The organism is Cronobacter sp. 153480017-3 (assembly GCF_053627815.1).
Genome location: NZ_JBSEYN010000010.1, coordinates 81012 through 95850, shown reverse-complemented (window position 1 = coordinate 95850; position 14839 = coordinate 81012). Strand labels below are relative to the sequence as shown.

Sequence of the window (14839 nt, the reverse complement as noted above, 5' to 3'; positions counted from 1 at the left end):
CTATCACGACCTGAGGTCTGTCAACAGTGAAAATGAAATTACCGCCATTTATCGAGATTTACCGCGCGCTTATCGCCACACCTTCCATCAGCGCCACCGACAGCGCGCTCGATCAGAGTAATGCGACTTTAATCAATTTGTTGGCGGACTGGTTTGGCAGTCTCGGCTTCCAGGTCGAAGTGCAGCCGGTTCCCGGTACGCGCAATAAATTCAATATGCTGGCGAGCACCGGCAGCGGCGCAGGCGGCCTGTTGCTGGCCGGACATACCGATACCGTGCCTTTCGACGACGGACGCTGGACGCGCGACCCTTTCACGCTGACCGAGCATGACAATAAACTGTTCGGCCTCGGCACCGCCGACATGAAAGGCTTTTTCGCGTTTATTCTTGATGCGCTGCGTGACGTGGATGTGACGCAGCTGAAAAAACCGCTCTACATCCTGGCGACCGCGGATGAAGAGACAAGCATGGCGGGGGCGCGCTATTTCGCTGAAACGACCGCGTTGCGACCAGACTGCGCCATCATCGGCGAGCCGACGTCGCTCCAGCCCATCCGCGCCCATAAAGGCCATATCTCCAGCGCCATTCGCGTGCAGGGGCAATCCGGCCACTCCAGCGACCCGGAGCGCGGCGTGAATGCCATCGAGCTGATGCATGACGCCATCGGGCGCATTATGCAGCTGCGCGACTCGCTTAAAGAACGCTATCACTATGACGCGTTTACGGTGCCTTATCCGACGCTTAACCTCGGCCACATTCATGGCGGTGATGCGTCGAACCGCATTTGCGCCTGCTGCGAGCTGCATATGGATATTCGTCCGCTGCCGGGCATGACGCTTGACGATTTAAGCGGGCTTCTGAACGAGGCGCTGGAGCCGGTAAGCCTGCGCTGGCCGGGCCGTCTGACGGTGTTTGATCTGCATCCGCCAATCCCTGGCTACGAATGTCCGCCGGATCATAAACTGGTGCAGGTAGTGGAAAATCTGCTCGGCGCGCAAACCGATGTGGTGAACTACTGTACCGAAGCGCCGTTTATTCAGACGATTTGCCCGACGCTGGTGTTAGGCCCCGGCTCGATTAATCAGGCTCACCAGCCGGATGAATATCTGGAAACGCGGTTTATCAAGCCAACCCGTGAGCTGATTTCGCAGGTGGTGCATCACTTCTGCTGGCACTGAATGCCCTGAATATCACGGTGGATGCGCTGCGCTTATCCACCCTACGAAAATCCATATCTCATCCCCCAGGGCGGGTACCCGCCGTTGTAACACCGCCCTTTCACCGTAGGGCGGGTAAGCAAAGCGCACCCGCCGTTGTAACACCACCGTTTCACCGTAGGGCGGGTAAGCCATGCGCACCCGCCAGTCCGCTCGTCACATGCAGCCCATTTCACTGCTTTTACGCCCTGCCGCAGCGCGTGTGACTGCACATCGCGCCGCTCGCCTGCACGCTATCTTCATAAGCGTTACTTATCTGCAATAACGTGAATTAACTTTCATAAATTGCCGCACTTTATTCACCTGCTGAAGCGATTTCGCAGCAATTGACGAACGGGATTTCACGTGGCTTTATAAAAGACGACAAAGAGCTATGTCCGAAAGATTTCAAGTTGCAGCAAGGCGGCAAACGAGCCCATCCCAGGGAGCTTACATAAGTAAGTGACCTGGGTGGGCGAGTGCAGCCAACACAGCTGCGGCTTGAAAGATACAGGACATTTACAAGTGAGATGGGGTGTCTGGGGTTATATGAACGAACAATATTCCGCTTTGCGAAGCAATGTCAGTATGCTCGGCAAGTTGCTCGGGGATACCATCAAGGATGCGCTGGGAGAAAACATCCTTGACCGCGTAGAAACAATCCGCAAGTTGTCGAAGTCGTCCCGTGCTGGCAATGAAGCAGACCGCCAGGCGCTGTTAACCACGCTGCAAAACCTTTCCAACGATGAACTGCTGCCGGTGGCCCGCGCGTTCAGCCAGTTCCTGAACCTGGCCAACACCGCCGAGCAATACCACAGCATCTCGCCGAAAGGCGAAGCCGCCAGCAACCCGGAAATTATCGCCCGCACCCTGCGTAAGCTCAAAGATCAGCCCGACATCAACGAAACCGCCATCCGTCAGGCCGTGGAATCGCTGTCGCTGGAACTGGTGCTGACCGCGCACCCGACCGAGATCACCCGCCGCACGCTTATTCACAAAATGGTCGAAGTGAATAACTGCTTAAAACAGCTCGACCACAAAGATATCGCTGATTACGAGCGCAACCAGATCATGCGCCGCCTGCGCCAGCTTATCGCGCAGTCCTGGCACACCGATGAAATTCGCAAAAACCGTCCGAGCCCGGTGGACGAAGCCAAATGGGGCTTCGCCGTGGTGGAAAACAGCCTCTGGGAAGGCGTGCCGAATTATCTGCGCGAGCTGAACGAACAGCTGGAAGCGCATCTCGATTACAAACTGCCGGTGGATTTTGTGCCGGTGCGTTTCACCTCCTGGATGGGCGGCGACCGCGACGGCAACCCGAACGTCACCGCGGATATCACCCGTCACGTCCTTCTGCTGAGCCGCTGGAAAGCGACCGACCTGTTCCTGAAAGATATTCAGGTGCTGATTTCCGAGCTCTCGATGGTCGAGTGCAGCGACGCGCTGCGCGAATATGTTGGCACCGAGGGCGCACAGGAGCCTTACCGTTACCTGCTGAAAGGGCTGCGCGCGCAGCTGCTCGCTACCCAGGCCTGGCTCGAAGCGCGCCTGAAAGGCCAGAAACTGCCGAAGCCGCAGGGCCTGCTGACGCAGAACGAACAGCTCTGGGAGCCGCTCTACGCCTGTTATGAATCGCTCGTCGCCTGTGGTCTTGGGATCATCGCCAACGGCGAACTGCTCGACACGCTGCGCCGCGTGAAAGCCTTCGGCGTGCCGCTGGTGCGTATCGACATCCGTCAGGAGAGCACCCGCCACACCGAAGCGCTGGGCGAGCTGACCCGTTATCTCGGCATTGGCGACTACGAAAGCTGGTCGGAAGCCGATAAACAGGCGTTCCTGGTTCGCGAACTGAACTCCAAACGTCCGCTGCTGCCGCGCCAGTGGGAGCCGAGCGACAACACCCGCGAAGTGCTGGAAACCTGCAAAGTGATCGCCGAAGCGCCGAAAGGCTCGATCGCCGCTTATGTGATTTCCATGGCGAAAACGCCATCCGACGTGCTGGCCGTTCACCTGCTGCTGAAAGAAGCGGGCATTGGCTTTGCGCTGCCGGTGGCTCCGCTGTTTGAAACGCTCGACGACCTGAACAACGCCAACGACGTGATGACCCAGTTGCTGAATATCGACTGGTATCGCGGCTTTATTCAGGGCAAACAGATGGTGATGATTGGCTATTCCGACTCCGCGAAAGACGCGGGCGTGATGGCCGCCTCCTGGGCGCAGTACCAGGCGCAGGACGCGCTGATCAAAACCTGCGAGAAAGCAGGCATCGCGCTGACGCTGTTCCACGGTCGCGGCGGCTCTATTGGCCGCGGCGGCGCGCCGGCGCACGCTGCCCTGCTCTCCCAGCCGCCGGGCAGCCTGAAAGGCGGCCTGCGCGTGACCGAACAGGGCGAGATGATCCGCTTTAAATATGGTCTGCCGGAAGTCACCATCAGCAGCCTGTCGCTTTACACCAGCGCCATTCTGGAGGCCAACCTGCTGCCGCCGCCGGAGCCGAAAGCCGCCTGGCGTCACATCATGGATGAGCTTTCTGACATCTCCTGCACCATGTACCGCGGCTATGTGCGTGAAAACAACGATTTCGTGCCGTACTTCCGCTCGGCAACGCCAGAACAAGAACTTGGCAAACTGCCGCTCGGTTCACGTCCGGCCAAGCGTCGCCCGACCGGCGGCGTGGAATCGCTGCGCGCCATTCCGTGGATTTTCGCCTGGACGCAAAACCGTCTGATGCTGCCCGCCTGGCTTGGCGCGGGCGCCGCGCTGCAAAAAGTGGTGGAAGATGGCAAACAGGACGAGCTGGAAACCATGTGCAGCGACTGGCCGTTCTTCTCCACGCGCCTCGGCATGCTGGAGATGGTCTTCGCCAAAGCGGATCTGTGGCTGGCGGAATATTACGATCAGCGTCTGGTGAAAAAGGAACTCTGGCCGCTCGGCCGTGAGCTGCGTCAGTTGCTGGAAGCCGACATCAAAGTGGTGCTGGATATCGCCAACGACTCGCATCTGATGGCGGACCTGCCGTGGATTGCCGAGTCCATCCAGCTGCGTAATATCTACACCGACCCGCTGAACGTGCTTCAGGCAGAGCTGTTGCACCGTTCACGTCTGGCGGAAGAAGAAGGCAAACCCGCCGATCCGTGCGTTGAACAGGCGCTAATGGTCACCATCGCAGGCGTCGCGGCAGGGATGCGCAACACGGGCTGATGTCGCGCCTCAGAGGATAAAAAGCCCCGGCATGCCGGGGCTTTTTTTATGGGCGCAACGGTCAGCGTCAGTAATAGAGCACCGTAAACGTAATCGCGCCGTTTGCTTTGCCAGGGCGCATACGGTCTTCCGTTTGGACATAACGCGCCACAAACGGAATGCGGTGCGTGTTGACATCATCCGTGCTCAGATTCCAGTAGTTATTGGTATAGGTATTCAGCGCCATTGGCTCATGCGTCGCATCCGACACATTGCCTTTGGCTATCTGAATCCCGATCCCGCTGGCGCTGTCGCTGCCAGGCGTCACGGAGAAGATACCGTTGTTCGCATCAATCACCGTCGTGGAAGGCTTCATCGTGATCCACACCGGGTTTGGCGAGGCGTTACCCATCGTCGTGATGCCGCTATCATTCGCGTCAATATTGGTACGAATACCCCAGGCGCGCGGGCAGTTGGTCAGGGTAATCGACGCATCGCGCCACTCTGTCCCGCTTCCTACGCCGCTGAAATCATTCTCCGCGCTCCAGGTGCCAAGCTTCACATTCACATCCGGCGTGGTACAGGAGAGCGCGGCGATATTGACCGAACCAGTAAAATTGATTTTCAGCGCGTTAAGCGGACTGCCAGCGGCGCCTGACGCGATGAAGTCAATCGCCATCGACGGCAGATCCTGGCCGTTCACATATCCCGGCTGAATAGGGCCGGTTTTGATGAGATAGAGCCAGAACTCACTGTTTACCGTATGGTTCACGTTCTGATTGGGTTCAGGTCGAATGGTATCGATGTAATAGGTTCCCGGAATAGCGATGTTTTTGTCACCCTGCGCCCATACCGCGACCCCCACGCCCGGCAGGTTAGTGTCCCAGACTTTGTTGGGGAACGGCGAGCCGCTCCACGGTGAGAGCGCGTGCGGCGTGCTGGTCCAGTGATAATCATACGAAACGTCGTACGGAATGCTGTCGGTCGAGAGACAGTCAATCTTGACCGGCGCGCTGGGCATGTAATGCAACCGGTAGAGCGTGCGCCCGTCAGAGGCGTCAGAGCCGACGGAAATCGTCCCGTTAATCGGCAGCGTCACGTTCACCGCGTGCGATCCGGTGTGATAAGAACAGGAGGTAGAAGCCAGCGCGTCTCTGCTGAATAGCAGCAGCAGAAGCATCCCGGCTCCGAGAGATAAAACGGTTTTCCTTACAGCCATAATTCCCTCTTTACAGTGCATCATTCCCGTCACAGGAAATAGGTGATTGGCCGGCCCGTCAGGCCGACGTTATCCGGCCGTGAGCGCAGCCTGTCGACGCCGGTCGGTGGAGAGTTGCAGCGGCGATGAAGACGACGCCACGCCTGAGGGCGGCAGACACGGCGTCTCGAAACGCTGAATCGACTGGCGCTGCCCCTCCGCCTGCGGCATCAGCAAGTAGCTGATAAGGCACTGCATCCCTACGCTCTCGCCCCACTTAACCGTAAGCTGGCCCTGGTTGTTGCCAACGCGGGCATAAACCAGCCCGCCCTGTCCTGCCGAGCCCACCTGATTGCCTTCGGCATCAAACACCACCGCGCCGAACGGCACCGGTTCGCCCTGATAGTTCGACGCGATAAGTACCGGTGTGCCGGTATTGGTTTTGTAGGTGAGCTTCACCACTGCCCCAAGATACGGCGCTACTTTCTGCGAGGTGTTCTCCAGCTCCACATTCACCGGCGCGGTTTTCGGATCGACCGTAATGTCGTTGAACTGGTACGGGTCGAGATATGGCACGGCGGCATAGCCACGCCCATCCACAAACACGCCAGGATAGGACGACACCGCCGCGCCGCGCGCGCCTTTCGCCTCAACCAGCGCGAAAGTGTCCGAGGTATAGGGCGTAAATGTCAGCCCACCGGAATGACCAAGAATGGTGCCGGTCGCGCCAAGCGACACGCTACTGTAGTGATCGCCCACGCTGTAGCCGCCGCTCACTGAGGTAACCTGGCTGCGGTAATCGGCGTTAAACGAACCGCTGGTGCCTTGTCCCTGATCGCCGTTCATCGCGGTCACGCTGTAGTTCATCTGGTTATAATCGCCAAGCGAACCGGAAACGCCGACCTGCTGCCCGTCGTGGCCGTTGCTGTCGCGCGTCAAATCGATATGCGCGTGTGGCGTATGCTGTTCGAAGCCCTCGCCCAGCGGGAAGCTCATCGTCAGCAAATAGTTCGTCTGCCCTTCGTTCTCTTTGCTGTAGGTGCGGCTCACCGTCACGCCGTACGTCAGGCTTTTATAGTTGTTGTTGTAACCGACCTGGAACTGTTTATCGGAGCCCGCTTTATTCCAGTAATCCTGTAACGAGCCGCTGAGATAAAACTGTCCCCAGCCGTCATCGAGCCCCTGGCTGACCGTTGCCACGAACTGATTTTTCATGCGCAGGATATTGTCTGGCGACTCGCCGCGATCGACCGCGTCGCGCGTCAGCATGGCGGTCTGAAAATCCATATACTGACTGGTCGCGAAGCGATACGCCGCCAGCGAAATGTTGCTGCGCGTCTCCGTGATATCTTTGCTGAAGCTGATTTTATAGCTCTGCCCGCTCAGGCTGTCGGCCCGACGCTGGCCCAGGAAAGAGGTGCCGTTATCCAGATGCGTGCGCGCCTGCGTGACATCCAGCGCCAGCGAGCCGATGGGCGTACCGAAAGCCATGCCGAACAGCAGCGCGTAATAGCCCTGGCTCACCTGCACGCCGCCGTAACTCGTCAGGCGGTTGGAGATCCCGTACTGGTAAGTGGCCTGATACAGCGCCGGTTTGGTGCGCAGCGAATCGTTGCGATATTCGCCTGCGACCACGGAATAACGCAGCGCGCCGGGGCGTAACTGCTGCGCCACCGAGGCATAAGGCACCTGGAAATGTTGTTCGCTGCCGTCGGCTTCATAAACCGTTACGTCAAGATTGCCGCCGTAGCCGGTCGGGTAGAGATCGTTAATCGCGAATTCGCCGGGCGCGACGGTGGTTTCATAAATGGTCTGCCCGCTCTGACGCACCGTCACGCGGGCGTTAGTACGGGCGACGCCGCGGATATCCGGCGCGTAACCGCGCTGCGATTCCGGCAGCATGCGCTCGTCGCTCGCGACCTGCACGCCTTTGAAAGGCAGCGTGTCAAACACCTGGCCCTGGGTGCTGGTTTCCCCGATCAACGCGCGCCCTTTGATAACCGGAATATCGCGTTGCAAATAGGTGCTGATGCTGCTGTATTGCCGCTCACCCTCTTCCATATAGCTGTAATAGCCGTTATGACGAAGATACCAGGCACCGACGTTCAGGCCGCCTTCAAGGCTTGAATAAAAGGAATTGAGCGTTTTGCCATTCGCGTGGCTGGAATAACCATTCATGTTATACCCGAGCATCAGCGCAGGAATACCGCTGTCCCATAGCTCCGGGTTAACGCTTCCGCGCGCGTTATGCAGCAGGTAGATTTGCGGCACGGAAATATCGAGCCGCTGTTCGCTGGTATCAAAGGCGATTTCCGAATGCGGAAGCTTTTTCTCCAGATCAAGGCACTGTTCACCCTGCTGAAACGGCGTCAGGAAATCCTTAGGCAGCTTTTCATAATTAAACGGGATCGTTTTAATGAGGTCAGATGTCAGGCACACCCGGCTGGTTTTATCCGGCTGCGCCACGACATCGATTTCACTGGTGAGCGTCGCCTGGCCGTTGATATAAACCAGCGCACGATAGCGGCCCGGCAGCGCCGCCGCGCCATTAGCGAAACGGCTTAAATCTACCGAATTTTTATTTTCCAGGTTGAGGAAGATATTATCGAATTCGACATGCTCAGCGATATCGACTGGTTCTTGTTCAGACTTTCCCGGCAACTCCTGTGCCTTCCCCGGCGTCGCCAGCAGACAAATAATCACAGCCATTATGCCTGGAGAGAACGTCGCTGCCTCTCCCTGGCGAAACCTGTTTTTCATCGCGCTTCTCTTTTACGGTGATAGTTGAATAAACAGAGCGACGGCTTATTTCAGCGTCGCCTCGAATTCATTCAGCGCGCCATAATCATTCACAAAGACGCCTGCGAGTTTATTTCCCGGACTGCCGGGCAGTTTTATTGTCATGGTCGATTTCGGCGCAATCATGTCGGCATCGAGGGTTTTCCCGTTCACTGTCAGATTGACCAGGGAAATGAAATAGGGCGTGGGGTTTGCCGCTTCGATAGTCTGTCCATTGGCGCGCCAGGTGACATGGTTAACAGCGTCATTGGCATTGCCTTCAAGCCCTGCAGGGCGAAGGAATAATTTAATGCGCGAGCGAAACGCGACCTGTAAATAGTTATCGCTGAGCGTCGCTTTTTTAGCAGGAATTTCCAGCACGTTAAGCCAGTAAACCGATTCGCGATCGGCGGGCAATAATTTACCGGTAAACGTAATACGCAGCGTCTGGCCTTTATCTGGCTCAACCCGGTTAATCGGTGGGGTTAAAATAAACGGCACCTGTATGGTTTCCGGCGCGGCGTCGGCATTGCCGTTATCGATCCAGCTTTGAATCAATACGGGCGAGGTGCCTTTATTATCGAGTTTTACGCTGACCTCTGGCGCATCGCTCGGATAAATCACGCGGGTACCGGTAATAACGATACTGGCGATGGCCGCCGGGCAGGCAAACCCCATCACCAGTATTAAGAATGCGCTTTTCCAGGAAAGGGTATTCGCCATGTGATTCACTCCCTTGAAGAAATACAGGAGGGATGCCCCCTCCTGTCGCATTTTTTACTTATACATCAGTGAATAAACGACGCTGCTGTTAACCTTACCGGCCGTGGTGGCGTCTTCTGCGTAATATTCCACTGCGTAAGGCAGCGTGGCGGTGCCTTCAGTGGCGTCATACGTGACAAAGGTGGTTTTGGTGGACTGGCTGGCGTCGCCCGCTTTAATCACGTCGTAGGAAGTGCTGGAGCCGTCGCGCAGCTGGAGGCTGACTTTGGTGGCATTGTCTGCACCCGTGGCGTTTTTCAGACGACCCGTGACCGGATCGACAGACGCGCCCGCTTCAAAGTAGGCCGCCACGGTTTTCAGCGTGCCCGCACAGTTAGTCAGATCCATCACAAAATTGGTGCGGCCCGCCGTTTTACCGGCCGCATCAAGCTGATTAATCCCCATGGTTGGCAGTGTAATGGTCGCATCAGAACCCTGGCCGTCAACATTTACGTCGCATGAAGTTGCGGTCAGCTCTCCTTCAAAGGTAATTGTGCCGGTGGAAGCAGCCTGCGCGGTCACGGCAAATCCCATTGCCGCAGCTAAAGAAAGGCCAAGTGCTAACTTTTTCATATATCATCCTAATTACATTAAAAGTTAAGCTATTTATCAAAATAGCCGGACTATATTCACAGCCTGTGAATATAATTTTCGCCCCGAATGCGCCCTGCGTATCAGGACAAAGCTGGTGATCATCTGCTATAAAATTCCGCCCTGGACGGTTAATGGATTCGTTATCATTAGAGCGTCAGGGCAATGCTAATAAGCAACGTTATTAACCGCGTTACGATGATGGTGGCATTATAAAAAGCCCACTTCCAACAACAATAGACGAACCTATAACAGGTTCGATGATTAGATACAGTCACGCTAAAAAAGATCTTTAAAAATAACGGCATGAAAAATACCGAGCCAATTTCCTAAATACCAGGAAATCACAACCCTTATTAATCATAAAAAAATAAAACACAGCAGAATTAACACTGAATGCACGGGCAATAACGCACAAATTTAAAAATATTAACGCACCAGCAAAAGCATATTATTTTTATTCTGAATAGAAGTCAGAACGAGAAATGAGAAAATCCAGGCATAGCGGGTTAATCTTTTCGTTGTTTATCTAACAACAATCCCTAATAACATGCGCACCATAAAAAAGGAGGCCCGTGGCCTCCTTTTTTGCATTACACGCTTAGGGTTATAGCGCCATATCGTGCTGCGGGCTGGATGCCTGCGCCGGTTTGGCTTCCGGTGTGGCGGGCTTCGCATCTTTCATCTGGATAACCGGCGGTTTGGTGAGCTGCAGCGTCGCTGCCGTCTCGTCCCATACCTGCTGGGTCAGCGCCACGTTGCCGTTCAGCTTCTGACCATAGCTCGGCACGATCTCTCGCAGTTTGCTCTGCCAGGCTTCAGATTTGAACTGCTCCGGGAAGAGCTGCTTGATAACGTTAATAGAGATAGGGGCCGCCGTGGACGCGCCAGGCGATGCGCCAAGCAGCGCCGCCAGCGTTTTCTGCTGGTCGGTGACGATTTCGGTGCCCAGCTTCAGCACACCGCCTTTCTCCGGATCTTTTTTGATGATCTGAACGCGCTGACCCGCCTGGATAAGCTTCCAGTCCTCTTTACGCGCCGTCGGGTAGTACTCTTTCAGCGCTTCAAAGCGGTCTTCATCGCTCAGCATGACCTGACCAATCAGGTATTTCACCAGATCGAAATTATCGAGGCCCACATCGGTCATCGGCATAAAGTTGCTGGTGGTGGTGGTGCTCAGCAGATCGAAGAACGAACCGTTTTTCAGGAATTTGGTGGAGAACGTCGCGAATGGCCCGAACAGCACCACGCGTTTGCCGTCCAGGAAACGGGCGTCAAGGTGCGGCACAGACATCGGCGGCGCGCCAACGGATGCCTGACCATAGACTTTTTCGCCATGCTGGCGGGCGATTTCCGGGTTCTCAGACACCAGGAACGAGCCGCCAACCGGGAAGCCTGCGTAGTTATCCGCTTCAGGAATGCCGGTTTTTTGCAGCAGCTTCAGCGCGCCGCCGCCTGCGCCGATGAACACATATTTCGCGTCCACGGCGTGCTCTTTCCCGCTCTTCACGTCGGTTATCATGACATGCCAGGAGTTATCGGCGTTGCGTTTAAAATCGGTAACTTCAGAGGAAGTTTCCAGCTTGAAGTTGCTGGTTTTTTTCAGGCTGCCCACCAGCTGACGGGTGATTTCGCCGTAGTTCACGTCGGTGCCGACCGGCGTCCAGGTCGCAGCGACTTTCTGCTTCGGATCGCGGCCTTCAATAATCAGCGGTGCCCATTTTTTGATTTGCTGCTGATCGGTAGAGAACTGCATTCCCTGGAACAGCGTGGTCTGCTGCAACGCCTGGTAACGTTTGGTCAGGTACTCCACATTTTTATCGCCCCAGACAAAGCTCATGTGCGGCGTGGAGTTAATAAAGGAATGCGGATCATTAAGCACACCGCGCTTCACCTGAGAAGACCAGAACTGACGAGAAATCATAAACGCTTCGTTGATTTCCAGCGCTTTGGTCACGTCAATCGAACCGTCTTCACGCTCCGGCGTGTAGTTCAGCTCCATGTTTGCCGAGTGGCCGGTACCTGCGTTATTCCAGCCGTTGGAGGATTCAAGCGCCACGCCGTCCAGTTTTTCTACCATCAGTTGTTTCCAGTCTGGCTGGATCTCCTGAAGGACCGTACCGAGCGACGCGCTCATGATGCCGCCGCCAATCAGCAGGACATCGGTTTTTTCCGTGGTGTTTTCCGCATAAACGGCTGAACTGACAAGTAAAGCAATAAGCGAGAAAGCCGGTGCGTGCTTTCTGCTGAGCGTTATTTTAGACATCACAATCAACTATCATTGAAAATTTAGCTGATTATTTTAACGCATCAATTAAACTTTTAAAATTATTAAAACAAAAAATTAACAACCGCAAAAAGCGTGCGGTTATATCAGACGTTTCGCAGAAAAATACACAAATAGCGACGAATCATTTCGTTAAAATAAACAACCGGTTCCGGTGATAAACGGAACCGAGATGTTGACGATTCGCACTGACAAAATAAGTCGTTATGCCACGACAGACATGACGGTTATGCGCGACGACGCGGGCTGGCGTCAGGCGTTAATGACTTTGCCAATCGCGTTAACGGCTTCGAGAATATTTTTAGCGTAGCCTTCAATCTCTTTGGTCAGCATCAGCGCCTCGCGCGAAATAGCCGTCGTGGACGCCACCTCTTTACCGCTGCGGCAGATAGAATCCAGCGCGCTTTTCGTCAGGTTATCGTTTTTCTCAGTGATGCGCGTTATTTTCCCGGTCGCGTCATCGATACGGTCAGCCAGTGATTTCACTTCGGTTGCGACCACAGAAAAACCTTTACCGGAATCGCCCGCGCGCGCCGCTTCCACCGAGGCGTTGAGTGACAGCAATTTGGTCTGCGTCGCTATCTGCGCAATCACCGATGACAGGTCCATAATGCTTTCCGAGTCGTTTTTCAGGTTGGTGACGATGCCGATAACCTGCTCCATATTGCTTTGGATATTCTCCATTGCCGTGACGCAGTCATCTAAGGTCTTTCTGATCTCAACCGTTTTGGTCAGCGTCTCGCGGGAGACCGCTTCCGCTCTTTCCGTCGCCTGACGCTCATCGCGGCTTTTCTGTACTTCCGCCGTCACGTCATAGGCGAATTTCACCACGCGATAAAGGCGGCCTTTATCGTCAAAAACGGGGCTGTAACTGGCGCGCAGCCAGAGTTCATGACGATGTTTAGTGACGCGGCGAAAATCCCCGGAGGCGAATTCCCCGTGGTTCAGTTTGCGCCAGAAATCGGCATACTCTGCGCTCATCGCGTAGTCGCGCTCGCAGAAGATACGGTGATGCTTGCCGATAATTTCGTTCAGCGTGTATCCGGAAGCCTTACAGAAATTCTCGTTCGCCGAGACAATATGTCCGTCCGGCGTAAATTCAATGATTGCCATAGAGCGGTGCGCCGCCTTGAGGATGGCGTCTTTGTTCAGCGCGTCATGGATCCTTCCTGAGATATCACGCGCCAGTTTAAGAACATACTCTACGTTGTTATTTTTACCGAGGACCGGAATATAATTCGCCTCCAGCCACATTTCGCTGCCATCTTTTTTATAGCGCTGGAATTTATCGCTGAAGGTTTCGCCGCGCCCAAGCCGTTGCCAGAACTGCTTATATTCAGGGCTGGCGGCATATTCCGGCGCGCAGAACATACGATGATGCTTACCCACCAGTTCATTAAGCGAATATCCCATAGCCGCCTGGAAAGCTGGATTCGCTTCCACAATCGTGCCGTCGGGGCGGAAAAGAATAACCGCCATATGCGCTTTTATCGCTGAGAACGCCGCGTCGTTTTTTAAAATATTGGTTATCTTGCTAATCATTATTGCTGTCCAGGAAGGTTTCTTACACAGCATATCGGCAATAATGAATAAGGCATAACGTGTATTTTTATATCGCTACGATAGCTACCAGCCCTGGTATTTTTAATAATAAAAAACCAGCAATAATAATATGCAGGCTAAGCGTCATAAATAGCAGTGACGGGTTTAAAACGCCTGCCCGCAAAGGTAAAAAGCACGGTGATTTAGCTTAAGAAAAAATAACCTGTACAATGCATATTTCTCTTGTACAGGTTTATAAAAACCCTGAAATATATATTTTGTAACACTCTGGTTAGCGCCAGACAAAAAAGGAGGCTCGCGCCTCCTTGTCATCCTCGCAATAGCATTACGCTGTTTTCAGTTCCAGCGCCGGACGCACGCCCAGCGTGTGACAGATGGCGTAGCTCATTTCCGCGCGGTTAAGGGTATAGAAGTGGAAATCTTTCACGCCTTCGCGGCTTAAAATCTTCACCATGTCCATCGCGATGTTAGCGCCAACCAGTTTGCGGGTTTCGGCGTCGTCATCAAGCCCGGCAAACATCTGCGACATCCAGGACGGAATGCGCACGTTGGTCATGTCGGCAAACTTTTTCGCCTGCTTAAAGTTAGAGACCGGCAGAATGCCAGGGATGATTTCCACATCAATGCCTGTCGCCGCGCAGCGGTCGCGAAAGCGCAGATAGCTTTCGACATCAAAGAAGAACTGTGTGATGGCGCGGTTAGCGCCCGCGTCGATTTTACGGCGCAGATTCAGCAGATCCGCCTGCGCGCTTTTCGCCTCCGGGTGCACTTCCGGGTACGCCGCGACGGAGATATCGAAATCGGCGACCTCTTTTAACAACGCCACCAGATCGCTGGCGTACATTTCCGGTTTGCCGCTGCCAGCAGGCAGGTCGCCGCGCAGCGCGACGATGTGGCGAATGCCGTTGTTCCAGTAGTCGCGCGCGATGGTACGCAGCTCATCAGGCGTCGCGTCGATGCAAGTGAGGTGCGGCGCGGCTTCAAGGCCGGTGCGGTCTTTAATGCCTTTGATGATGCTGTGGGTGCGGTCGCGCTCGCCAGAGTTAGCGCCGTAGGTGACCGACACAAATTTCGGCTTCAGGCTGCTTAAGCGATCGATAGAGGACCAGAGGGTCTGCTCCATTTCACTGGTGCGCGGCGGGAAAAACTCAAAGGAGACGTTAATCTGTCCCTGCACTTCTGCGAGGCTCTGATTCAGGGCCTCCCGCTGGTTGGCGTGAAAAAAGCTCATACCTTACCTCATCAATCGCTGTGTCGTGGTCGCGTGTGTTGACTTCTATACGT

9 protein-coding genes are annotated in these 14839 nt (G+C 55.0%); 2 read left to right on the top strand and 7 right to left on the bottom strand.

Features of this window, described 5'->3' with window-relative positions; translation table 11 throughout:
- Window positions 1–26: 26 nt before the first annotated feature.
- Both argE and ppc read left to right on the top strand, forming a co-directional pair.
- Window positions 27–1178: an acetylornithine deacetylase gene (gene argE, locus ACUW6V_RS18580; protein WP_004386943.1), complete on the top strand. Its 1152-nt coding sequence runs from the start codon at window positions 27–29 to the stop codon at window positions 1176–1178.
- A gap of 567 nt (window positions 1179–1745) precedes the next feature.
- Complete coding sequence (gene ppc / locus ACUW6V_RS18575; RefSeq protein WP_454038758.1) at window positions 1746–4397, top strand: phosphoenolpyruvate carboxylase; 2652 nt, start codon at window positions 1746–1748, stop codon at window positions 4395–4397.
- A 67-nt stretch (window positions 4398–4464) separates the two neighbouring features.
- Here ppc and ACUW6V_RS18570 read toward each other — a convergent pair whose 3' ends face one another.
- From ACUW6V_RS18570 to metF, 7 genes are all read right to left on the bottom strand, one after another.
- Window positions 4465–5556 carry a fimbrial protein gene (locus tag ACUW6V_RS18570; protein WP_007892490.1) on the bottom strand — a complete coding sequence of 364 codons (1092 nt, stop codon included), beginning with the start codon at window positions 5554–5556 and terminating at the stop codon, window positions 4465–4467.
- A 108-nt stretch (window positions 5557–5664) separates the two neighbouring features.
- Window positions 5665–8334, bottom strand: coding sequence for a fimbria/pilus outer membrane usher protein (locus ACUW6V_RS18565; protein ID WP_104671507.1), 2670 nt, complete (start codon window positions 8332–8334; stop codon window positions 5665–5667).
- 45 nt (window positions 8335–8379) lie between these two features.
- Window positions 8380–9075 carry a fimbrial biogenesis chaperone gene (locus tag ACUW6V_RS18560; RefSeq protein WP_014729834.1) on the bottom strand — a complete coding sequence of 232 codons (696 nt, stop codon included), beginning with the start codon at window positions 9073–9075 and terminating at the stop codon, window positions 8380–8382.
- Between the two features lie 54 nt (window positions 9076–9129).
- Window positions 9130–9687 carry a fimbrial protein gene (locus ACUW6V_RS18555; protein WP_007853740.1) on the bottom strand — a complete coding sequence of 186 codons (558 nt, stop codon included), beginning with the start codon at window positions 9685–9687 and terminating at the stop codon, window positions 9130–9132.
- Between the two features lie 625 nt (window positions 9688–10312).
- The gene (gene mqo / locus ACUW6V_RS18550) at window positions 10313–11971 is read right to left on the bottom strand and encodes a malate dehydrogenase (quinone) (RefSeq protein WP_454038757.1); all 1659 of its coding nucleotides are present in this window, start codon (window positions 11969–11971) and stop codon (window positions 10313–10315) included.
- A gap of 273 nt (window positions 11972–12244) precedes the next feature.
- Window positions 12245–13534 (bottom strand): methyl-accepting chemotaxis protein, encoded by a 1290-nt coding sequence (locus ACUW6V_RS18545; protein ID WP_029039318.1) that lies wholly within the window; start codon window positions 13532–13534, stop codon window positions 12245–12247.
- Window positions 13535–13880: 346 nt separating this feature from the next.
- Window positions 13881–14786 carry a methylenetetrahydrofolate reductase gene (gene metF, locus ACUW6V_RS18540; protein ID WP_029039317.1) on the bottom strand — a complete coding sequence of 302 codons (906 nt, stop codon included), beginning with the start codon at window positions 14784–14786 and terminating at the stop codon, window positions 13881–13883.
- Window positions 14787–14839 lie beyond the last annotated feature (53 nt).

What these genes read in the sequence shown, in the direction of transcription:
- ppc (WP_454038758.1), top strand. Translation starts at nt 1,746, where the DNA reads ATGAACGAACAATATTCCGCTTTGCGAAGCAATGTCAGTATGCTCGGC.
- ACUW6V_RS18570 (WP_007892490.1), bottom strand. Translation starts at nt 5,556, where the DNA reads ATGCTTCTGCTGCTGCTATTCAGCAGAGACGCGCTGGCTTCTACCTCC.
- mqo (WP_454038757.1), bottom strand. Translation starts at nt 11,971, where the DNA reads ATGTCTAAAATAACGCTCAGCAGAAAGCACGCACCGGCTTTCTCGCTT.
- ACUW6V_RS18560 (WP_014729834.1), bottom strand. Translation starts at nt 9,075, where the DNA reads ATGGCGAATACCCTTTCCTGGAAAAGCGCATTCTTAATACTGGTGATG.
- ACUW6V_RS18545 (WP_029039318.1), bottom strand. Translation starts at nt 13,534, where the DNA reads ATGATTAGCAAGATAACCAATATTTTAAAAAACGACGCGGCGTTCTCA.
- metF (WP_029039317.1), bottom strand. Translation starts at nt 14,786, where the DNA reads ATGAGCTTTTTTCACGCCAACCAGCGGGAGGCCCTGAATCAGAGCCTC.
- ACUW6V_RS18565 (WP_104671507.1), bottom strand. Translation starts at nt 8,334, where the DNA reads ATGAAAAACAGGTTTCGCCAGGGAGAGGCAGCGACGTTCTCTCCAGGC.
- ACUW6V_RS18555 (WP_007853740.1), bottom strand. Translation starts at nt 9,687, where the DNA reads ATGAAAAAGTTAGCACTTGGCCTTTCTTTAGCTGCGGCAATGGGATTT.